Here is a 20,744-nt window from a genome sequence, read left to right as displayed (position 1 = left end):
CCAACCCCTGTTGGTCCCCTACATCACCCAGGATTCGGCCACGGCCATATACCCGGACGACGACGGCCCCCGCGGTCCAGCGTAGACGCTCGGCGCGCCGGGCCACTCCACCCCGAATTCGGCCAGCCGGCCGCTGCTGCATGGCAGATAAACATTGCTGAGGGCCCCGGAGTTGGACCCCAGCTGGAAATCGGGCTGGGAAAAGTGCCTGCGGTCCAGGACCCCTGAAAGCTCCAGCTCAGCCTTGCGGCCGGTGGCGCGGAATCCGTGCTCAAGGTCCAGATCGACGTCGAACTCGTCCTGGGTGTGCGAGATCCCGCTTAGCGGGAACCTGGCTGCCTCTGGGAAGTACCGGGTCAGCTCAGTGGCGAGCGTGGCGGCGAAGTATTCGTTGCTTCCGTAACTGCGCCATCCCTGCAGAGTCGCAATGATCAGCGCCTTACCGGTGCCCCAGCGCGACCATTCCGCCATCCAGAAGGAGGCAAAACAGCTGGCTGCTTCGCCCGGAACCTGTTCGCCATTGGCATTCACCGGATGCAGGGCAAGGCCATGGTTGGCGCCTACGAATGCCAGGCTGCGCCGCCACGCCCCGCCAGGAGTGCTTTCCAACGTTCACCAGTCCAAATCGGGAGCACCGAGGGAGACGAATCTCGGCGATCGGCGTTCGTTTGACTCAAGCAGTTCCAGCAACTCCCGCGCCGCAACACGCGGGGGCTTGACGGCGTCGGCCTGGCCCATCCCGGTGGCGAGCTTGCCAGGATGGACAGCCCAGCACCGGACCCGCCCCTGAAGATCTTGCGCCAGCGACACCGTCACCATGTTCTGGGCTGCCTTGGACACCCGGTACGCGTAACTTGTGGAAAGGCCTGCGAAGTCGCCGCGTGCCTGGGCCGACACGGACCCCAGGCGGGACGTGATGTTCACAATGACCGGGTCAGCAGAGGAGAGCAGTTGCGGTAGGAGCGCCTGCACCATGCGCAGGGGCCCGGCCGCATTCACGTCGACGGCGTTCAGGACACCTGCCGCATCCACGCCACCGAGTCGCTGGTGTGCCGCCCCCTGGGCCGCGTTATTAATGAGGACGTCCACCGGCCGCCCGCGCACCGCGTCCACCACAGCGGACAGGTCATCAGACCTGACATCGTGGATCACCACCTGAACACCCGCCAGCCCGTCCAACGCTGGCGCACGGGAGGCCTGCCGCACCACGGCGAGCACAAGCCATCCCGCTACCGAAAGCTCCCGGGCGAGCGCCGCACCGAAACCCCGGCCGGCGCCGGTGACCACCGCGAGCCGCTGCCCCTGCCCGCGCTGCGGCCCGCCCCGATGAGCCGGCTGTTGATCTAACCCTCCAGGCTGCATTCCAGTACCCCCCGATATCCCGCCAAAGCCTAGACTTACCCTATGCCCACCCCCAAAGCCCTGCGGCCCTTTGCGCACCGTGAGTACCGGGTCCTGATCGCAGCCCTTGCCATCTCCATCTTCGGATCCGGGATGTGGGCTGTCGCCATGGTTTACCAGGTGATCCACCTCGGCGGCGGCCCTCTGGAGCTCTCTCTCGTTGCCACTGGCGGCAGCGTGGGCCTGGTCGCGTTTGTGCTCGCGGGAGGCATCGCGGCTGACCGTTTCCCCCAGAGGCTCCTGATTATCGCCGTGGAGGGCGCCAACCTGGCCGTTATCGCTGGCATCTCCGCCCTGTCCATCGCCGGCTGGCTGGAGATCTGGCACCTTGCAGTGGGCGCCTTTGTGCTGGGTGTCGGCGCGGCATTCTTCTTCCCCGCCTACTCGGCTATCCTGCCCCGGATCCTGCCGCCCGAGGACCTGCTCGCGGCAAATGGAATGGAGGGGACCATGCGTCCCACCCTCCAGCAGGCGGCCGGGCCCGCCCTCGCCGGCGTCCTGGTGGCCGCACTGTCGCCCACGCATGCGGTCGCGGGTGTCGCAGCCTGCCACCTGATGGCCTTCATCATCCTGAATTTCCTGGGCCAGCATGCTTTGGACGCACCCGCTAACGGAACCGAAGCCGGCCCACGCAACAGCGGAATGACCGGGAAACAGCGGGCCAAGTCATCCTTCTTCCACGACCTCCGAGAAGGCATCACCTACACCCTGCGGACCCCCTGGCTGCTCTGGACCCTGCTCTGGGCCTGCATTTCAGTACTCTTCCTCATAGGCCCCATCGAAGTGCTGCTGCCATTTGTGGTCCGCGACCAGCTGGGCGGCGACTCCAGCATGTTCGGTTTCCTGCTCGCCATCATGGGCGTCGGCGGCGCGGCGGCATCGCTGGTGACTGCGTCTCTGCGGCTGCCCCGGCGGTATCTCACGGTGATGATGGCGTCCTGGGGCGTGGGCTCGCTGCCTCTGGCCGCCGTCGGAATCATGGACAACTTCTGGGCCCTGGCCGCGGCACTGTTCGTCTTTGGTGCCACCGGCAGCGTGGGCATGGTCATTTGGGGCACGCTGCTTCAGCGGCGCGTCCCGCCCCACCTGCTCGGCAGGGTCTCCAGCCTGGACTTCTTTGTCTCGCTCGCCCTGATGCCGGTGTCGATGGCACTGGCCGGGCCCGCCGCGGAAGTCCTCCCCATCTGGCTGATCTTCCTGGTGGCGGGCGGCGTCTGCCCCATCGTGGCGGTGGTCGCGTCCATCGTCGCGAAGATGCCCCAGGATGAGCTGGACCACCCGCTGGACCGGGTCCCCGAAGTGGAACGCACGACGGCAGCAGGAGACTGACGTGCACAGTGTCAGTCTCCTGCAGGCTCTTGGCTCCTGGTTCCAGGCTCCAGGCCCTAGGCACCTAAATAGGCGCGGTCGCCTAAATACTCAATGCCGCGGCTCGGGCGGGAGCGCCGGCAAGGTGTATTGACAGCTACGCGCGGGCGCGCACCACGGGGACGCTCGCCGTCGGTGGTCCGCTGGGGAAGACCGTGGGCTCGGGAACCTGGACGGGTGCGAGCGCCACGCGGACCGGTTCCGCGCCTACGCTGAACAGTTCGCCGCGGACGTCGACGTCGAGCGGTTGGCCCTCGGACACTGTGATGGTGAGGGAGCCGGCGTCGAGCTGCACCTGCAGCAGGCGGCCCTGGAGCTTGAGGTGGAAAGCGAGGCTTTCCCATTCAGCGGGCAGGCGCGGATCAAAGTACGGCACAGGGCCCTGGTCGCGGAGGCCTGCAAAGCCGCAGACCAGCGAGCTCCATACGCCGCCGGTGGACGCGATGTGCACGCCGTCGATCGTGTTGCCGTGGGTGTCGTCCAGGTCGATGAACACCGCATTGGTGAAGTGTTCCAAGGCGGCTTTGGGGTAGCCCACCTCTGCGGCCATGATCCCCTGGACACAGGCAGAGAGGGTGGAGTCGCCGGTAGTGATGGGGTCATAGAAATCGAACGCCCGGCGCTTTTCCTCGGCCGTGAAGTCCTGCCATTGCAGGAACATTGCCAGGACGGTGTCGGCCTGTTTGAGGACCTGGTGGCGGTAGATCACCAGCGGGTGGAAGTGCAGCAGCAGCGGGTATTTGGACCGGGGCGTGGTCCAGTCCCAGGGCTCCAGGGTCATGAAGTCGTTGTCCTGGGAGTGGACTTCCATCCGCTCGTCGAACGGAAGCTGCATGCGGTCAGCCGCGGCTGCCCAGAGCTGGCGTTCGTCGTCGCTGATCTCGGTGTGGTCCAGGGCCGCGGCGGCGCGCAGGTTAAAGCGCGCCATGACGTTGGTGTAGAGGTTGTCGTTGACCACGGCCGTGTACTCGTCCGGACCGGTGACGCCATGGATGTGGAAGAGCCCGTCCTTACCGAAGAAGCCCAGGGAGATCCACATGCGGGCTGTCTCGATCAGCAGTTCGGCACCCATTCCGTCGCGGAAGGACGCATCGCCGCTGGCCCAGACGTACCGGTTGGTGGCGAACGCGATGGCCGCCGCAATGTGGAACTGCGCGGTGCCTGCCGCGTAGTAGGCGCTGGCTTCGAGCCCGTTGATGGTGCGCCACGGGAACAGTGCCCCGTCGACGCTGAGCTCCTTGGCGCGGATCCTGGCCGTGGGGAGCATCTCGTGACGGAATTCCAGGACCTGGCGGGCACCCTCGGGGTTGGTGTAGGTCAGGTAGGGCAGGAGGTAGACCTCCTGGTCCCAGAAGTAGTGGCCCTCGTAGCCGGAGCCGCTGACTCCCTTCGCGGGGATGCCCGCGACGTCGGCGCGCGCGGTGGCCTGGGCCAGCTGGAACAGGTTCCAACGGATGGCCTGCTGCAGTTCGGACTGGCCACCCACCACGATGTCGGAGGTGGCCCAGTAGTCGCTGTAGTGCTCGCGGCTTTCAGCAAAGATGTCCTCCACTGAGCGCAAGCCCTCTTCGGCGACTTCCGCCGCGTCCCGTCCGGAGTCCTGGACGCCACGGCCGGCGGCGTAGCTGACGATTTTCTCAAGCCGGAACGGCTCATCGGCGCCGACGGCCAGGACGTACCGGACGCTGCTATCGTCCTGGTCAACCAGGGTATCGAACGGCTGGTGGCCGGCGGAGGTCCAGTGGTCAACGGCGATCCCCACGCGCTGCTTGGATTCCGCCGCTTCCCAGGAGAGGCGGAGCGAGCCGTCGCCGCCCTCGAGCCGCAACGGCAGCAGGACACGGCCTGCGTGGCGGCCGGCGCGGCGCGGGTCGTGCTCGGAGTGGTCCTCCACCGGCTGGTCCTGGCGGTTGATGACCGAGGACGTGACGTCCGCGGACACGTCCCGGTCTGCCGAGACTTCCAGGGAGATGCCCAGGCTGCCGCGGGAGGCGAAGCCCACTGCCCGGCGCTCGGTGGTGGTGACCGTGGCCCCGGAGCGGCACAGCCACGTGATGCGGCATTCATAGATACCGGTGGCGAAGTCCACCGAGCGCCGGTAGTCCAGTACTGCCGACTCGGCCAGGCTAAGTGGCTCGCCGTCGATGATCACCGTGAAGTTGTTCGCATCGGGGATGTAGATGATCCGCTGCCCGGTCCGCGCGAAGCCGAAGGCGTTCTCGGCATGCTTGATGTCCCAGATTTCGTGCAGGCCGTTGATGAAGCTGCCAGGCAGGTCAGCGTCCGCCGCGGCCCAATGGGCGCCGCGAATGCCAAGGTGTCCGTTTCCCAGCGCGAAAAGGGTCTCCAGGGTACCCGCGTTGCCCGGCTCGTGGCGCGTTTCCACAAGCTGCCAGGGGGTGTTGGGGAACCGTTCGCGGTCCGCGGTGATAAGAGCCATGGTGTTGGGGTCCTTTTGGCGTTGTGCTGTGCAGCCGGGTCTCATCCGGCTTGGGGGCGCTTTGCGCATGCCCGCTGCGGGCATGCACTGAGGGTTTGGTTGTGCGGGCCGGCCTGGGGGCCGGGGTGGCGCGGGAGGACCGGCGGAGCTGGCTGTCGGGGAACAGCCGGGGCTCACCGGCTGGCTGCGTTCAGTGGGCTAGAGGAGTTCCTCGAGGTCGCTGACCACCATGGTGGCTCCGGCATCCAGCAACGTCTGCCTGCCGGCGCCGCGGTCCACCCCGATCACGGAATGGAAAGATCCTGCGTGGCCGGCCTGTACGCCGGACACTGCATCCTCCACCACAACGCATTCCTCACTGGGAAGATCCAGCAGCCGGGCCGCGTAGTCGTACGTGGCGGGGCTGGGCTTGCCGGGCAAGCCTTCGGCGGCTGCCACCACACCATCCACCACTACCCGGAAGCGGTCACTCAAGCCAGCCGCCTTAAGGACCGCCGGGGCGTTCCGGGAAGAAGAAACCACGGCGACCTTCAGACCCTGGGCGAGCACGGCTTCGATGAAACGCACTGAGCCATCGAACGGTTCCACGCCGGAGCTCACAATGTCGTTGAAGATTTGGTTCTTGCGGTTGCCGAGTCCCTGCACCGTGGCGTGCGTGGGATCGTCGTCAGTGGGACCCTCGGGAAGCACAATGCCGCGGGATGACAGGAAGTCCCGGACGCCGTCGAACCGCGGTTTGCCGTCGATGTGGTCGAAGTAGTCGCTCTCGCGGTAGCCGTCCACCTCTGGCTGGGACGCCAGGTAGCCTTCAAAGAGTTCCTGCCAGGCCTGCTCGTGAACAGTGGCCGTAGGGGTCAGCACTCCGTCCAGGTCGAAGAGAATGGCGGAGGCGCCGGTCCAACTGGTGGGCTGTGTCAGAAGATCAGTCATGCGCGGTGCGGTGTCCTTTCAGACGGCTGGCAGGCTCGGGGCGCGATGCCTGGCGTAGGCAGTGCATGGAATGGCGGTGCATGGAATGGCAGTGCTTGGGATGCGGGCGGCGACGATGTCCGCTGTGATCAGCAAGCGCGGCGCGGGGGCGTGGGCCTGAATGCCACGGCTGGCCGGAGGGGCGCTGATGAATACCTTCTTCCATCATGAACGCCGTGAGGTCCCGTGACAAACCGAGGGGCAGCCTGACGGGCAGGCCAGCAACTGGCGGGCAGCTTAGCAGCGCAAACGGGCACGTTGAACAGGTGCACGCCGCAGATCTCCTTCCGCCCAGTTCCAGGGCCGTTGAATTACGGCCGAAGTCGAGTGTAAGCGCTTACAAATTTAGCGCGCAACTGTTTTTTCCCCGCCACGGAGTGTGACGAAACTCTCGGACCCCAGCCACACCGGTGCGAGGAGGTAATCCACGGCCATGTGATGGCTTGGCAGGGCCTATTTGAGGACGTAATGGCGCAGGAAGGCGCTGACATCCACCATCTCCGCCTTGCTCATAGCATGCCCCATGCCGGGATAGGTCCTGGCTGTAAGCAGGGTGTTGGCGTTCAGCCACTCCTCGGTATGGGCGATGGCATCGTCATTGATCACCAGGTCAGCCTTGTCCCTTCCCCAGAAGAAAGGCGGCGGGGTGTCGAAGGAGTCAGTCATTGCCAAAAGGTCGTTGTCCAGTACGAAGCCGGACAACCCCACCACGGTTTCATAGCTCTTGGGGTGCAGGCGGAGCAGTGTACTGGCCATCGCCATACCCTGCGAGTACCCCATCAGGCTCACGCTGCTGTGCTGGCCCCTGACTGCATTGATCCAGTCGTGGACCTTGTTCGTGGTGCTGATGACATCGGCGAAGTCGTTGGCGAGGAAGTAGTCCAGCAGGAACCAGCCATAGTGGTCGCCGATGATCATGGGTGCCCGCAGTGCCGCGCAAGTGAACGCCGAGGGCAGGTAGTCAACCAGCCGCACCATCCGGGATTCGTCGGTGCCGTAGCCGTGCATCATCACGAGCAGTGGCGTGCCGGCCCGCTCTTCCTCCGGCTTGGACCACACAACTGTTTCCATCGGATCAGCCTAACCAGCAGGCCCGCCCTGCGGCGCAATGGCGCACGGACGCACCGGCGCCGCACCCCTGCCCGGTCATTGAATCAGCGCACACCGCGCTGTAGCCTGACGCTAGACAGTCAGCATGCTTAGCAAAAAAACCTGGCTCTGCTTGGCAAACAAACGAACACGTCCTGCAGTTCCAGAAGTACCGCCCACAATCCGCGGACAATAAGGAGCAAGTCATGAGAATCGGTTCTTCAATCTTCCTCATCGCCATCGGCGCCATCCTGGCCTGGGCCATCGCACCGGGGCTGATTCCCTTCGTGGATCAGGTACTGATCGGGTACATCCTGATGGCGGTAGGCGTTATCGGGCTCATCGCCTCGCTGATCCTGGCCTCACCCGGACGCAGCCGGAGGGTGAGCGAAACCCGCTCGGTAGTGGACCCCAACACGGGAGAACGCATCACGCGCAACGAAAGCCGCGACGGAAACCTGTAGCCTCCGGACGGCAAGCGCCACACTATGAACCCCACGAGCCGGGTCGGACCACAACGGTCCGGCCCGGCTTTTCACTGCCCCGCGACCCCAAAAAAATCTTGTCCAGGTGCGGGGACTTCCAACCCGGTTAACTCTTTGGAAGTGGACAAAAGCTCCCGCGTACTTTGTTTCATGTGGGTTTCCATTGACAAACCAACACAAACAAAGATAAAGTCAAGTAATTCCACATCATGTGATGCCAGTCACTCAGAAATCCAGCAGGACTTTACGCAACGGAGGGTATGTGTTCGCCGAGGAGCGCCAGCAGAAGATTGCCGAGCTTGTTGCCGGCAGCGGCCGGGTCAGCGTGACCCTGCTGGCTGAGCGCTTCCGCATCACCACCGAAACCGTCCGCCGGGATCTCGCGACCCTGGAAAACGCCGGGACAGTTCGCCGCGTCCACGGCGGTGCCGTCGCGGCAGACCGGTTCAGTACCACCGAAGAAAGCATCAACGAACGCTCGGTCCAGCGCCCCGACCAAAAGCGGCGCATCGCCGAAGCAGCCATGGCTTTGGTTCCGCAAACCTCCTCGGGAAGCATCCTGATCGACGCCGGCTCCACCACCGAAGTCCTGGCCGAATTGCTCTCCCGGCGCACCGCCGTCGAACCTTCCGCGGCCGGAGCTGAAGCCGAGCTCGTGGTGATCACCCACGCCGTGCCCATCGCCGCCAAGCTCTCCAGCACGCCCGGAATCGCCCTCCAGATCCTCGGCGGCCGGGTGCGCGGCCTCACCCAGGCCGCTGTAGGGCAAGCAACAGTGGATGCCGCCCACCGGCTGCGTCCGGACGTCGCCTTCATCGGCACGAACGGCATCCACCCCAGTTTTGGCCTCAGCACTCCCGATCCTGAAGAAGCCGCCGTCAAAGCAGCCTTCGTCCATTCGGCCCGCCGCATCGTGGTGCTGGCCGATTCCTCCAAGCTGGACGCAGAAACACTGGTCCAGTTCGCCTCCCTGAAAGATCTGGACACCTTGATTACAGACAGCGAGCCCAGCCCGGAACTGGCAGCAGCCCTGACAGAGGCCGGCGTTGACGTGGTGATCGCGTGATCGTCACTTTCACAGCCAACCCCAGCCTGGACCGCACAGTAGCCCTGCCCGGGCCGCTTGAACGCGGTGAGGTCCAGCGCGCCGTTTCGGTCAGCCAGGAATCCGGTGGCAAAGGCGTCAATGTTTCCCGGGCCCTGGTCGCCTCGGGCCTGCAGACCATCGCAGTACTCCCGGGCGGCGACGGCGATCCCGTCCTGGCCGGACTGCACCACGACGGCGTCCCGTTCGCCGCCCTGCCCATTGACGAGCCACTGCGCACCAACGTGGCCCTCACCGAACCGGGCGGCGTCACCACCAAGATCAACGAGCCCGGGCCGGTCCTGAGCGCAGAAGAGCAGGAAGCCCTGATCATGCTGCTCCTGGAGCGCGCCCGCGGCGCCAGCTGGGTAGTCCTGGCAGGTTCCCTGCCGCCGGGCTTCCCGGCCGACTTCTACGCCACCGTCGCGCGGCGTCTGCGTAGTTCCGCCGGCACTGGTGACGGTCCCGGGGCCGACGGCGGCGTGCCGCTCATCGCCGTCGACTCCTCTGGCGGGCCGCTCGTGGCCGCCGTTACCGGCACCTCGCCGGACGGTGTGATGCAGGACGGTGTGTCCGGGAAGCCGGACCTCCTTAAGCCCAACGCCGAGGAACTGGCGGAACTGGCTGCAGCAGCCGGCTTCGCCACGGCGTCAACCGCAGACGAACTCGAAGCGGATCCGCAGGCCGCCGCAGCGGCCGCCGCCGCCGTCGTGCGTTCCGGTGTGGGTGCTGTGCTGGCAACTCTCGGATCCAAGGGAGCTGTCCTGGTTACGGCCGACGGCGCGTGGCTGGCCACGCATCCGCCGGTCGCCGCGGTCAGTACGGTCGGCGCAGGCGATTCGTCGCTGGCCGGCTACCTGCTCGCCCACGGCCAGGGCGCCGCCCCGGCCGATTGCCTCCGTCAGGCTGTGGCACACGGTGCCGCCGCCGCCTCCCTGCCGGGTTCCACTGTCCCGGCAGTCCACCAAACCACCCCGGATGCCGTAACCATCACGGCCCTTCGAAAGGATTGACAGTGACTCAGCTCATCACCACAGAACTGGTCGAGCTCGACCAGAACCTGGGCAGCTCGCCCGAGGACGTGATCCGGCACCTGGCCAGCAAAGTAGCTGCCGCTGGCCGCGCCACCGAAGTCGAAGGCCTCTTTGCCGATGCCTTTGCCCGCGAACAAAAGACCGCCACCGGCATCCCGGGCGGCATCGCCATCCCGCACTGCCGCTCCGAGGCCGTCACCGTTCCCACCCTTGCCATGGCCCGCCTCAACCCTAAAGTGGACTTCGGCGCCAAAGATGGCCCGGCGGACCTGATTTTCTTCATCGCCGCCCCCGGGGGCGCAGACCAGGAACACCTCAAGCTGCTGTCCAAGCTTGCCCGTTCCCTGATCAAGAAGGACTTCACGGCAGCCCTGCGCAATGCATCCTCCCGTGAGGAAATCGTTGAACTCGTGGACGGCGCACTGGCGGACAAGCCGGCAGCCCACGCAGGTGCTGTTCCCGCTGACGCGCCGCCGGCAGCTGTTCCGGCAGGCTCAACCAGCACTGCTGGCACTGCAGCCGCAGGCCCCAAGCGCATCGTCGCTGTGACCGCGTGCCCCACCGGCATCGCCCACACCTACATGGCCGCCGACTCGCTGGTCGCTGCTGCCCAGGAAATGGGCGTGGACCTGCAGGTTGAGACCCAGGGCTCCTCCGGCGCCAAGCCGCTGGACCCCGCGGTCATCGCCGCCGCCGACGCCGTGATCTTCGCGGTGGACGTGGACGTCCGTGGCAAGGAGCGCTTCGCCGGCAAGCCCGTGATCAACGCACCCGTCAAGCGCGGCATCGACGAGCCCGCCAAGATGGTCCAGGAAGCACTCGCTGCAGCCGATAATCCGAATGCGCGCCGCGTCCCCCACTTCGGGGCGGAGGAACAGGCCGAGAACGAGGCCACCGAAAAGGGTGAGCACATCGGCCAGAAGCTGAAGAAAGCCCTGCTGACGGGCGTCAGCTACATGATCCCGTTCGTCGCCGGTGGCGGCCTGCTGATCGCCCTTGGCTTCCTGATGGGCGGCTACCTGATCACCGATTTCGCCGACGCGATCGTGGTGGACAACAACCTCTTCAACCTGCCCACCGAATTCCCTGATAACGCTTGGGGCCCGCTCGGCGCCTACCTCGGTGCCGTGCTCTTCAAGATCGGCGCCCTGTCCATGGGCTTCCTGGTCCCTGCGCTGGCCGGCTACATCGCGTACGCCATCGCCGACCGGCCAGGTATTGCACCCGGCTTCGTTGCCGGTGCCGTAGCCGGATTCATGGGTGCAGGCTTCCTCGGCGGCATCGTTGGCGGCCTGCTCGCCGGTTACATCGCCCACGTGATTGGAAGCTGGGCCGTGCCCCGCTGGCTCCGCGGCCTGATGCCTGTTGTCATCATTCCGTTGCTGGCCTCGATCGTTGCATCAGGCGCGATGTTCCTCTTCCTCGGTGGGCCCATCAAGTCCCTCACCGATGGACTGAACGCGTGGCTGTCCGGCCTTACCGGCGCAAGCGCCATCGTCCTGGGAGTCATCCTGGGCCTCATGATGTGCTTCGACCTCGGCGGCCCGGTCAACAAGGTCGCGTATGCGTTCGCCGTCGCCGGCCTGGGTGCCGCCACGGTAGACAACCAGGCTCCGTGGCAGATCATGGCAGCAGTCATGGCTGCAGGTATGGTGCCGCCGCTGGCTATGGCTCTGGCATCGACGGTCCTGGACAAGAAGCGCTTCAGCCTGGCTGAGCGCGAAAACGGAAAGGCCGCCTGGCTGCTGGGAGCTTCCTTCATCTCCGAAGGGGCCATCCCGTTCGCCGCTGCCGACCCGCTCCGCGTTATCCCCGCCAGCATGCTGGGTGGAGCCGTCACGGGCGCCATCTCCATGGCGGCAGCTGTTGGATCCAAGGCCCCCCATGGCGGCATCTTCGTGTTCTTCGCCATCGACAACTTCCTGATGTTCGTCGTCGCGATCGTGGCAGGAACCGTGGTGACGGCCTTGTCAGTGATTGCACTCAAGCGCTGGGCCGTCCGCGAACCCGCTGCTACCGTGGAGTCCGTTCCCGTAACGGTCTGACCCGGCTTCAACCACAACGTAACAACGGCGCCAATCCAACAGGGCGCCGAAAGACAAAAGGAGCAAAAATGCCAGAACGCACCGCAACCGTCGCCAGCCGTGTAGGCCTGCACGCCCGTCCCGCCGCGATCTTCGCAGAGGCCGCCGGCGAGTACGACCTCGACATCACCATCGCCCGTGAAGGCGAGCCGGCCGACGAAGCCATGGACGCCGCCAGCATCCTGTCCCTGATGAGCCTGGGTGCCTCCCACGGCGATGTTGTGGTGCTCCGCGCCGAGGGCACCGGCGCGGACGACGCCCTGGAGAGCCTCGTGAAGATCCTGGAAACGGATCACGACGCGTAAGTAGCAGCGTTGTTCGACTAGCAGAGTCGTTCGACTGGCAGTGTGCCGACGGCCGCCGTCGTGCCCCTCCCCTTGTGGGAACGGGCACGACGGCGGCCGCTGGCTTTTAAGCGTCCCACTTCCCAACTAGGTAGCAGCTGATGTCGTTATGAGCGCCCATAACGACATCGGCTGCTACCTAGTTGGGCGGGGTTAGCCGCGTTCGGTGATTTTCTTGACGTCGGCCACGAGCATGTCCCACATGCCCTGGGAGTGCTCGGCCGCCTCTTCGGTGGCGTTGTTGTCCTGCGAGAGCGTGAGCTGCGTCCTGCCGTCCGTCTCCTCCAGCGTCCACGTCAGGGTGTGGTAATTTTCAGGCGCGTCCTGCTCACCGCCGAGCGGGCTGAAATGCGTGTGGACCAGTTTCTGGCCAGGTTCGAATTCGAGGATGTAGCCCTTATCTTCGTAAGGCTTGCCCTCCCACTCTCCGCGCCAGAGGATGGGCCCACCGACGGTCCAGTCCGTGACCAGGTCGGCGCCGAACATAAATTCCTTCACGGCGGCCGGATCTGTGATGACGTGCCAGACGCGGCTCGCGGGCGCATCGATGGTGACTGTGGAGGTTGCCACGTGGTTTCCTGGCATTATTTGGACTTCCTTGCCGTGAGCAGCAGGTATTCCCATTCCATTTGCCACGCGGCGTCGCCATGGGCATCGCCGAAGGAGTCGGCAAGTTCCGTGAGGGCCTGGTCCAGGGCTTTGACCTTTTCTTCGTCCTCGGCGATGAACTTGTACACCGAAATGGTGGGGCCGTAGTGGGACTTGAAATACCGCAGGAAATCCTCCGGCTGGTGGAAGCTGTGGATGACCACCGTGCGCTTCTCCGCCTTGATGTCAGTGATCCTGTCCCCGAACAGCTCCCGCACGTGGTCCTCTGTCCCCCAGAGCGGCGGCGGTGATGCCCCGGGTGGCGGCGGGGGTGCGAACGGCTTCATGGTGGCGAACATCTTCCCGATGAACCCTTCAGGCGTCCAGTTCAGCAGGCCGATGGTGCCGCCGGGCTTGCATACGCGCACGATTTCATCCGCACCGGCCTGGTGGTGAGGTGCGAACATCACGCCCAGGCATGACATCACCACATCAAACTCGTTGTCCCCGAACGGCAGGGCCTCCGCGTCGGCTTCCACCCATTCAAGCTCTGCGCCGCGGTCGGCTGCCTGGTGGCGGCCGGCGTCGAACATTTCCGGTGTCAGGTCACCGGCAACCACATGGGCGCCCATCATGGCCGCGGGAATGGCAGCGTTGCCTGCCCCGGCAGCAACATCCAGGACCCGCTGCCTGGCTTTGACTCCACACGCTTCAACCAGGATGGCGCCGAGGTCCAGGATCAGTTCGCTGGCTAGTGCGGGATAGTCCCCCGAAGCCCATATGGCCCGGTGCTTCTGCTTCAATGCACGGTCGGCCTCTTTGACGTCCGTTGTGTCATTCATGTCGGTGTCCCTCTCCTGTGACAGGTTCTGAGTGACAGCACGCTGTGCAAACAGTGGAGGCTGTGATGCGACCCATTGTGGCCGCAGCCGGCCGGGGTGTAAAGCGCCGGTAGCTGCGTGCGGATCCATAAAGCAAGCAACCTTAGTGTTTCCTTGTTTTTGCGCGGGCCCGGACATAGCGTGGAAGCCTGACCAGCGAAGACAGTGGTTGCGACGTCCGATCCCAGGATGAGGGACCACCAACTGCTGGGCACGCCTTACCCACACTGCTTGAAGGAGGATGACATGCCAGGGAAGAAAAACCCGAGCCTGAAGGACCCCGAGCTGTATGAGGAACTGCGGGAGGACGGTGCGTCCAAGCAGAAGGCAGCCCGCATTTCGAACGCGGCAGCCAAGAAAGGCCGCTCTTCCGTGGGCCGCAAAGGCGGAAAGTCAGGCGACTACGAGGACTGGACCGTTCCGCAGCTCAAAGCGAAGGCCAAAGAAATAGGCCTCAAGGGCTACTCCGCCAAGAAGAAGAGCGAGCTTATCTCCGCGCTCCGGAACTCCTAGGCGGCCGCCATCTCCGCACCAGCCGTTCGACTGCCCGGAGCGTCAGGGCCCCTTGCGCGGCCGCGCCTAGGCGTTACAGGATCAGGCACCCTTACGCGCCCGCGTCGTTGTGGCCTTTGCCGCAGGCTTGGCGCTGGCAGTCTTAGTGGTGGACTTGGTGGCGCTGGTTTTAGCCGTGGTCGATTTCGCTGCAGTGGACGTGGTTCCGGCGGCCTTGGCGGCAGTGGACTTGGTCGTGCCGGATTTCGCAGTACTGGATGCACCGGAATTTGTTGCCCTCGATTTAGCGGCGGTGGACTTGGCGGCAGCACCCTTGGTTCCGGTGTCCGCCTCCTCCTCGGCCTCTTCGTCCTCGCCGGCGCTGGCAGCGGGCGCCGCAGAGCCCCCTCGCTTCCGGTCCAGGCTGCGCTTGAGGGCTTCCATCAGGTCGATGACCTCGCCCTTGCCGCCTTCGCCGGCCTCCACTCCGAAGGTCTCGTCGGTGTCCAGGGAGTCGCCCTTTTCCAACTTGGCTTCGATCAGCGTCCGGAGCTGGATCTGGTAGTCGTCGGTGAAATGGTCCGGATCGAAATCGGCGGCCATGGACTCCACCAGCGCCGCGGACATTTCGCGTTCCTGGGCGGAGATGCGGACGGATTCATCCAGGGCCGGGAAGTTTGCTTCGCGGACCTCATCGGGCCACAGGAGCGACTGCAGCACCAGTACGTCGTCCTTGATGCGCAAAGCTCCCAGCCGGGTTTTCTCGCGCAGGGCGAACTGGACAATGGCCACCCGGTCCGTGTCCTCAAGGGCCCGGCGCAACAGGACGTACGCCTTGGGCGATTTCGAGTCCGGCTCCAAGTAGTAGCTCTTCTCGAACATCATGGGTTCCAGCTGCTCCGACGGGACAAACTGGACCACCTCGATCTCGTGGCTGTTCTCCGCCGGAATGGACTTGAGCTCGTCCTTGGACAGGACAACGGTCCGGCCACCCTCCTCAAACGCCTTCTCAATGTCCGAATAATCAATGATCTTGCTGCACACCTCGCAACGCCGCTGGTACCGGATCCTGCCGCCGTCGGCGTTGTGGACCTGGTGGAGGCTGATGTCGTGGTCCTCGGTGGCGCTGTAGACCTTCACGGGCACGTTGACCAGGCCAAACGCGATGGCACCTTTCCAGATGGCTCTCATGCCTCAAGTGAACCGCACACGGGGCCGGAGGTGAAGACCCTTGGCCGGTGCTAAGGAACGTGTCAGGGTGGCGGGGCGGGAACTGACCCTGACCAACCTGGACAAAATCATCTATCCGGAGACCGGCACCACCAAGGCCGATGTCCTGGCCTACTACGCAGCCGTGGCACACGTCCTGATCCCGGCCGCAGCCAGCCGCCCGGCAACCCGCAAGCGGTGGGTCAATGGCGTGGGCACCGCGGCGGAACCCGGCGAAGTGTTCTTCCAGAAAAACCTGGAGGACTCGGCGCCAGGCTGGCTCCCCCGGGCCGCCATCACGCACAAGGACCGGACCATCTACTACCCCATGGTCAACGATCCCGCCACCCTCACGTGGTTCGGCCAGATCAACTCGTTGGAAATCCACGTGCCGCAGTGGAAGGTCGATTCCCACGGCAAGCAGCTGAATCCGGACCGCCTGGTGTTGGACCTGGATCCCGGCGAAGGTGCCGGCCTGGAGGAATGCGTTGAGGTGGCCTTCCTGGCGCGGGCCATCCTGCAGGACGTCGGACTGGACCCCATCCCTGTGACGAGTGGCAGCAAGGGCATCCACCTCTACGCCGGCCTGGACGGAACCCAGACCTCGGACCAGATTTCGGACTTTGCCCACGAACTGGCCAGGGCCCTTGAGGCCGACCATTCCGATCTCGCCGTCAGCGACATGAAGAAAACCCTCCGCAAGGGCAAGGTCCTGGTGGACTGGAGCCAGAACAGCGCGGCCAAGACCACCATCGTCCCGTACTCCCTCCGCGGCAGGCACACTCCCACGGTGGCTGCTCCGCGGACCTGGCGGGAGCTCAGCTCCCCCAACCTCCAGCACCTGGATTACAAAGCCGTGATGCGGCGGGTGAAGGCGGGCAAGGACCCCTTCGCCGCGCTCGGCACCGGAACCGGGGCCGGGCACCCGGGAAGCGCGGTAGAAGACCAGCACGACGGCGGTGCTCATCCCCGCTTGGAACGGTACCGTTCGATGCGCGATCCAAGCGCGACGCCGGAACCTTTCACAGGCGCTGAGGGAACCGGAAACACCTTTGTGATCCAAGAGCACCACGCCAGTAGGCTGCACTTCGACTTCCGACTGGAGTACGACGGTGTGCTGGTGTCCTGGGCCCTGCCCAAGGGCGTTCCGGAGACCGGCGGCAAAAACCACCTGGCGGTCCAGACCGAGGACCATCCCCTGGACTACGCCACGTTTGAGGGCACCATTCCGAAGGGACAGTACGGCGCCGGGGAAGTCACCATCTGGGACCACGGAACCTACGAACTCGAGAAATGGATCAACGGCCGGGAGGTCATCGCCACCCTGACCGGTTCCGAAGGCGGGGGCCTGGGTGGAACCAAGAAGTTCGCGTTAATCCATACCGGCCGTGGGCAGGGCAAAGATTCCGAGGGGCAGTGGCTGATCCATCTGATGGACAAGGACCACCACACTTTCCATCCGCGGAAGGCACCGGCGGAAGAGGAGGAGCCCGAAGAGTCCGCGGCGAAGGAAGACGGGGAGCATGCACCAGCGATCCGCGCTGAAGATTTCACTCCCATGATGGCCACTGCCGGTGCCCCCGCAGATCTTCAAGGCAGCGACTGGCAGTTTGAGCTCAAATGGGACGGTGTCCGCGCCGTGATCGTCGCGGACGAAAAGAAGATCCGCATTTTCAGCCGCAATGGCAACGACGTCTCCGCAACCTATCCCGAGCTCACCGACAGGACCTGTTGGCCGGACCGGCCATTCGTCGCCGATGGTGAGATCATCGCCGTCGGGCCTTCCGGCAAACCCGACTTTGGCGTGCTCCAGGGGCGCATGAAACTGACCCGGCCCGCCGACGTCGCCAGGGCGCGTATCGCAATCCCGGTCCGCTTGATGCTTTTTGACCTCCTGTTCGACGGCGGGAAGGACCTCCGCCGCCTTCCGTTCGACAAAAGGCGGCAGTGGCTGGAGGAGTTTCACGAGCCATCGGCCTGCCCCGTGGAGCTGTCCCCAGTCCTGGACGACCGGATCGAGCACATCCTCGAAAGCGCACAGGAGTTGGGGCTCGAGGGCGTCATGGCTAAGCGGACGGACAGCCGTTATGTCAGCGGCCAGCGGACCAGGACCTGGATCAAGATCAAGCTGGAGCAGACCCAGGAAGTGGTGGTGGGCGGCTGGCGGCCGGGCAAGGGCGGGCGCCGGAGTTCGGTGGGGTCACTCCTCGTCGGCATCCCTGAAGGCAACAAACTGCGATACGTGGGCCGGGTTGGCAGCGGGTTCAGCCTGCGTGAACTTGAGGAACTCCGCCGGAAAATGGACGATCTTGCCCGGAAGACGTCACCGTTCAACGACGTGCCCCGCGAGGACGCCTCGGACGCCCGCTGGGTGAGTCCACGGCTGGTCGGTGAAGTGACGTTTGGTGACTGGACGGGCTCAGGGAAGCTCAGGCACCCGGTGTGGCGCGGCTGGCGGCTGGACAAAAACGTGGACGAGGTGGTGACGGAAGTTTAGCGACGGCGCCGCTGCTGGCGAGGGGTCAATTTACCCTGGGACACGGAAAAGACCTGGGGACCCCCGAATTCGGGGGTCCCCAGGTCTTTTCCGTGTCGTCAGGTCAGATGTGCATCCCTAGGATGAGTGCGGCATCTGAGGGCGGCTGGTCCGGTGCACCGCCGTGACGGCAGCCTCGTGGCCCATCCGCCCTGGTGCTGAACCGTGTTCCTTAGGATGTCGGCGCTTGCCGTTTCCGTCAGGCCAGCGCTTCTCCCCAGCCATGGCAGTGGTCACGGCGATGGTGGCCGGACCTGGCATGGCTGGGGTGTCCATGGCCGCGCCGATATGGTCCGCGACCTCCGGTTCGATCTTGGTGCCAGCATGTTTTTCAGCCATTTTCTTCCTTTCCGCAGTGAAATGAAGTGTTACCGACAGTGGGTCTGACGCGCCTTGCCGGGCCGGGGCTACCAGCGGACTTTCTTCTGGGCCGGCCCTTGCTTACCACTTGCATGGGTCGGTTTGTGGCTCTTGCCGACGCTTTGCAGTCCGGCGTCGCCGCCGCGGGACTTACTGGCCAGCATGGCCCGTTGCGCTTCGGTGAGACCTGCACGGATGCCTTTGGCGTCGGCGTGCTCTGCCGTTTCGTCGGCGTGGGCCGCGGAAGACGCGTCGTTGCCGGGAGTGTTTTGTTCAGTCATGGGTGGAACCTTTCTGAGGAGGATTTGCTTGTCTGGCGAGTTCAGCGTGGACGGGGCCAGAGATCCGGGCCGCAGGCGTCCGCCTACTCAAAAATCAGTATTCCCATGCCACAACAATAGGCAGCATGCGCCCGGCTTGTGAACCCCCGGATTGCCGGGTCTCCCTGGATTCCAAACTTGCCCGGACCTTCCGGAATTGCCGTGGCGGGCGTCACTTTTAGTCGCGGATCGGCCATCAAAAGCAGCCGAAAACCCGCGCTGAAGAAAAAGATTGCATAACGATGGCACGCACCCGCCGGATTCCCAGTGATGGCGCGGCGAGAGCGGGGAAAAGAAATCAGATGACAAACCCCGAAAATGCCCTGAAACAGGTGATCCTACGGCATCGAACTCTGAATTGCCACAGAATTCGCGTAAAATTGAAGGCCTGCCCAGAGCGGGGCAGCTACAAGTCGCAAGCAAATGACCTCCATAGGAGTCGCCCAAATGCCCATAGACCGAAGCGTGACCGACTCTTCAGCAGGCGCTACCAGCGCCAGCGGAACCAACAATGTAATGCCACCCGCACCACCAAGTGGGCGGAAACCAAGGATTCTGACACGTCGACGGCTCAAAGAGTCCGATGTGAACGTCGTAGACCAGCCGATGCTGAAAAAGGCGCTCGGCGGAACCATCGTGGGTAACACCATGGAATGGTTCGACGTCGGCGTATTTGGCTACCTGATCACCACCATGGGGCCAGTCTTCCTCCCCGAGGCCGACAAGTCCGTCCAGACGCTGTTCCTGCTGGGAACGTTCGCCGCCACCTTCATCGCCCGTCCACTCGGCGGTGTGGTCTTCGGCTGGCTCGGCGACAAGGTGGGGCGGCAAAAAGTACTCGCCGCAACACTGATGCTCATGGCGGCGAGCACCTTCGCCGTCGGACTGCTTCCCGGCTATGCGCAGATCGGCATCTGGGCCGCTGCGCTGCTGGTGATCCTCAAGCTCGTGCAGGGCTTCTCCACCGGCGGTGAATACGCCGGTGCCACCACGTTTGTGAGCGAATACGCCCCGGATAAGCGCCGCGGGTTCTTTGCAAGCTTCCTGGACATGGGCAGCTACCTTGGCTTCGCCCTGGGTGCCGCGCTGGTGTCTGTCCTGCAGCTGACCCTTGGCCAGACCGCCATGGAGGAATGGGGCTGGCGCATTCCGTTCCTGATCGCTGGTCCGCTGGGCCTGATCGCTATCTACTTCCGGAACAAGATCGAGGAATCCCCCCAGTTCCAGGCAACCCTGGACGCCCAGGAATCCCTCGGCCAGCACGCGGCCGCAGCTGACGTCGACGCCGCTAAGGGTCCTGTTGGGATCGTGAAGGCCTACTGGCGTTCGCTTATCGTGGCCATGATCCTTGTGGCCGCCGCCAACACCGCCGGCTACGCCCTGACGTCCTACATGCCGACGTACCTCACTGAATCCAAGGGCTACGACCCCGTCCACGGAACGCTGCTGACCATCCCCGTGCTGGTCATCATGAGCCTCTGCATTCCCCTGACAGGAAAGCTGTCTGACCGGATCGGCCGCCGCCCTGTGCTGTGGATCGGTGCCATCAGCACCGTGGTGCTGGCAACCCCGGCGTTCCTGCTGATCGGCATCGGCGAGGTCTGGTCGACACTGGCCGGCCTTTCCCTGATCGCCTTCCCGGTGACGTTCTATGTTGCGAACCTTGCCTCGGCGCTGCCGGCGCAGTTCCCGACAGCCAACAGGTACGGCGCGATGGGCATTGCCTACAACTTCGCCGTGGCCATCTTCGGGGGCACCACCCCGTTCATCGTGGCAGCTCTGATCACCGCGACCGGTGACGACATGATGCCCGCCTACTACCTGATGGGCACCTCCCTGATTGGCGCCGTCGCGATTTACTTCCTGAAGGAATCAGCCCAGCGTCCGCTGCCCGGCTCCATGCCCAGCGTGGACACCCAGGCTGAGGCCAGGGAACTGGTGGCCACCCAGGACGATAACCCGCTGATCGACCTGGACGACATGCCATTCGAAACCCAGGACATTACCGATGCCTCGGCGGACAAGGTTACGGCCGGAGTCTAGGCAACAGTCTCAGCACA

General features: G+C 64.6%; 19 protein-coding genes. 9 read left to right on the top strand and 10 right to left on the bottom strand.

The window, feature by feature from the left end:
* Window positions 1-18 precede the first annotated feature (18 nt).
* Together V9L17_RS05540 and V9L17_RS05535 are read right to left on the bottom strand one after the other, a co-directional pair.
* Window positions 19-609 (bottom strand): hypothetical protein, encoded by a 591-nt coding sequence (locus V9L17_RS05540; RefSeq protein ID WP_337345582.1) that lies wholly within the window; start codon window positions 607-609, stop codon window positions 19-21.
* Window positions 610-612: 3 nt separating this feature from the next.
* On the bottom strand, window positions 613-1,362 hold the full coding sequence (locus V9L17_RS05535; protein WP_337350752.1) for an SDR family NAD(P)-dependent oxidoreductase: 750 nt from the start codon (window positions 1,360-1,362) through the stop codon (window positions 613-615).
* A gap of 42 nt (window positions 1,363-1,404) precedes the next feature.
* On the opposite strand from V9L17_RS05535, the gene V9L17_RS05530 reads away from it, so the two are divergent.
* Window positions 1,405-2,730, top strand: a complete 1,326-nt coding sequence (locus V9L17_RS05530) for an MFS transporter (protein WP_337350751.1) — start codon at window positions 1,405-1,407, stop codon at window positions 2,728-2,730.
* Between the two features lie 136 nt (window positions 2,731-2,866).
* On the opposite strand, the gene V9L17_RS05525 is transcribed toward V9L17_RS05530, so the two are convergent.
* The 3 genes from V9L17_RS05525 to V9L17_RS05515 form a co-directional block, all read right to left on the bottom strand.
* Window positions 2,867-5,209, bottom strand: coding sequence for a glycoside hydrolase family 65 protein (locus V9L17_RS05525; RefSeq protein ID WP_337345579.1), 2,343 nt, complete (start codon window positions 5,207-5,209; stop codon window positions 2,867-2,869).
* Window positions 5,210-5,407: 198 nt separating this feature from the next.
* Window positions 5,408-6,139 carry an HAD family hydrolase gene (locus V9L17_RS05520; RefSeq protein WP_337350750.1) on the bottom strand — a complete coding sequence of 244 codons (732 nt, stop codon included), beginning with the start codon at window positions 6,137-6,139 and terminating at the stop codon, window positions 5,408-5,410.
* A gap of 492 nt (window positions 6,140-6,631) precedes the next feature.
* A complete protein-coding gene (locus V9L17_RS05515; protein ID WP_337345577.1) occupies window positions 6,632-7,249 on the bottom strand; it encodes an alpha/beta hydrolase in 618 nt (205 codons plus the stop codon).
* Between the two features lie 224 nt (window positions 7,250-7,473).
* Between V9L17_RS05515 and V9L17_RS05510 the strand changes: the two genes are divergently transcribed.
* The 5 genes from V9L17_RS05510 to V9L17_RS05490 all read left to right on the top strand — a co-directional run bounded on the left by V9L17_RS05510 (window position 7,474) and on the right by V9L17_RS05490 (window position 12,259).
* Window positions 7,474-7,731, top strand: a complete 258-nt coding sequence (locus V9L17_RS05510) for a DUF6458 family protein (protein ID WP_337345576.1) — start codon at window positions 7,474-7,476, stop codon at window positions 7,729-7,731.
* Between the two features lie 283 nt (window positions 7,732-8,014).
* A complete protein-coding gene (locus V9L17_RS05505; RefSeq protein ID WP_337345626.1) occupies window positions 8,015-8,818 on the top strand; it encodes a DeoR/GlpR family DNA-binding transcription regulator in 804 nt (267 codons plus the stop codon).
* Entirely contained in the window at window positions 8,815-9,849 is a 1,035-nt protein-coding gene (locus tag V9L17_RS05500; RefSeq protein ID WP_337350749.1) for a 1-phosphofructokinase family hexose kinase, read from the top strand. Before V9L17_RS05505 ends, V9L17_RS05500 begins: the two co-directional genes overlap by 4 nt.
* Before the next feature lie 2 nt (window positions 9,850-9,851).
* On the top strand, window positions 9,852-11,915 hold the full coding sequence (locus tag V9L17_RS05495) for a PTS fructose transporter subunit IIABC (protein ID WP_337350748.1): 2,064 nt from the start codon (window positions 9,852-9,854) through the stop codon (window positions 11,913-11,915).
* A 68-nt stretch (window positions 11,916-11,983) separates the two neighbouring features.
* Entirely contained in the window at window positions 11,984-12,259 is a 276-nt protein-coding gene (locus V9L17_RS05490; RefSeq protein ID WP_131133329.1) for an HPr family phosphocarrier protein, read from the top strand.
* 192 nt (window positions 12,260-12,451) lie between these two features.
* Here the strand turns inward: V9L17_RS05490 and V9L17_RS05485 are convergent, their stop codons facing one another.
* Both V9L17_RS05485 and V9L17_RS05480 read right to left on the bottom strand, forming a co-directional pair.
* Window positions 12,452-12,883, bottom strand: coding sequence for an SRPBCC family protein (locus tag V9L17_RS05485; RefSeq protein ID WP_337350747.1), 432 nt, complete (start codon window positions 12,881-12,883; stop codon window positions 12,452-12,454).
* Window positions 12,883-13,728 carry a class I SAM-dependent methyltransferase gene (locus V9L17_RS05480; protein ID WP_337350746.1) on the bottom strand — a complete coding sequence of 282 codons (846 nt, stop codon included), beginning with the start codon at window positions 13,726-13,728 and terminating at the stop codon, window positions 12,883-12,885. The genes V9L17_RS05485 and V9L17_RS05480 overlap by 1 nt, the downstream gene beginning before the upstream one ends.
* Window positions 13,729-14,013: 285 nt before the next feature.
* Between V9L17_RS05480 and V9L17_RS05475 the strand changes: the two genes are divergently transcribed.
* On the top strand, window positions 14,014-14,280 hold the full coding sequence (locus tag V9L17_RS05475; protein ID WP_337345571.1) for a DUF7218 family protein: 267 nt from the start codon (window positions 14,014-14,016) through the stop codon (window positions 14,278-14,280).
* A gap of 81 nt (window positions 14,281-14,361) precedes the next feature.
* Here the strand turns inward: V9L17_RS05475 and ku are convergent, their stop codons facing one another.
* Window positions 14,362-15,450, bottom strand: a complete 1,089-nt coding sequence (gene ku / locus V9L17_RS05470) for a non-homologous end joining protein Ku (RefSeq protein ID WP_337350745.1) — start codon at window positions 15,448-15,450, stop codon at window positions 14,362-14,364.
* Between the two features lie 40 nt (window positions 15,451-15,490).
* Between ku and V9L17_RS05465 the strand changes: the two genes are divergently transcribed.
* The gene (locus V9L17_RS05465; protein ID WP_337350744.1) at window positions 15,491-17,965 is read left to right on the top strand and encodes an ATP-dependent DNA ligase; all 2,475 of its coding nucleotides are present in this window, start codon (window positions 15,491-15,493) and stop codon (window positions 17,963-17,965) included.
* Window positions 17,966-18,082: 117 nt separating this feature from the next.
* Here the strand turns inward: V9L17_RS05465 and V9L17_RS05460 are convergent, their stop codons facing one another.
* Together V9L17_RS05460 and V9L17_RS05455 are read right to left on the bottom strand one after the other, a co-directional pair.
* On the bottom strand, window positions 18,083-18,343 hold the full coding sequence (locus tag V9L17_RS05460) for a hypothetical protein (protein ID WP_337350743.1): 261 nt from the start codon (window positions 18,341-18,343) through the stop codon (window positions 18,083-18,085).
* 68 nt (window positions 18,344-18,411) lie between these two features.
* Window positions 18,412-18,645: a hypothetical protein gene (locus V9L17_RS05455; protein ID WP_337345567.1), complete on the bottom strand. Its 234-nt coding sequence runs from the start codon at window positions 18,643-18,645 to the stop codon at window positions 18,412-18,414.
* Window positions 18,646-19,131: 486 nt separating this feature from the next.
* Here V9L17_RS05455 and V9L17_RS05450 point away from each other — a divergent pair, with 486 nt between their 5' ends.
* Window positions 19,132-20,727: an MFS transporter gene (locus V9L17_RS05450; RefSeq protein ID WP_337345566.1), complete on the top strand. Its 1,596-nt coding sequence runs from the start codon at window positions 19,132-19,134 to the stop codon at window positions 20,725-20,727.
* Window positions 20,728-20,744: the final 17 nt, after the last annotated feature.

The organism is Pseudarthrobacter sp. CCNWLW207, assembly GCF_037203945.1.
GTDB lineage: Bacteria > Actinomycetota > Actinomycetes > Actinomycetales > Micrococcaceae > Arthrobacter.
Note: the sequence above shows the minus strand (reverse complement) of the source record. Positions and strands in the feature narration are given on the sequence as shown.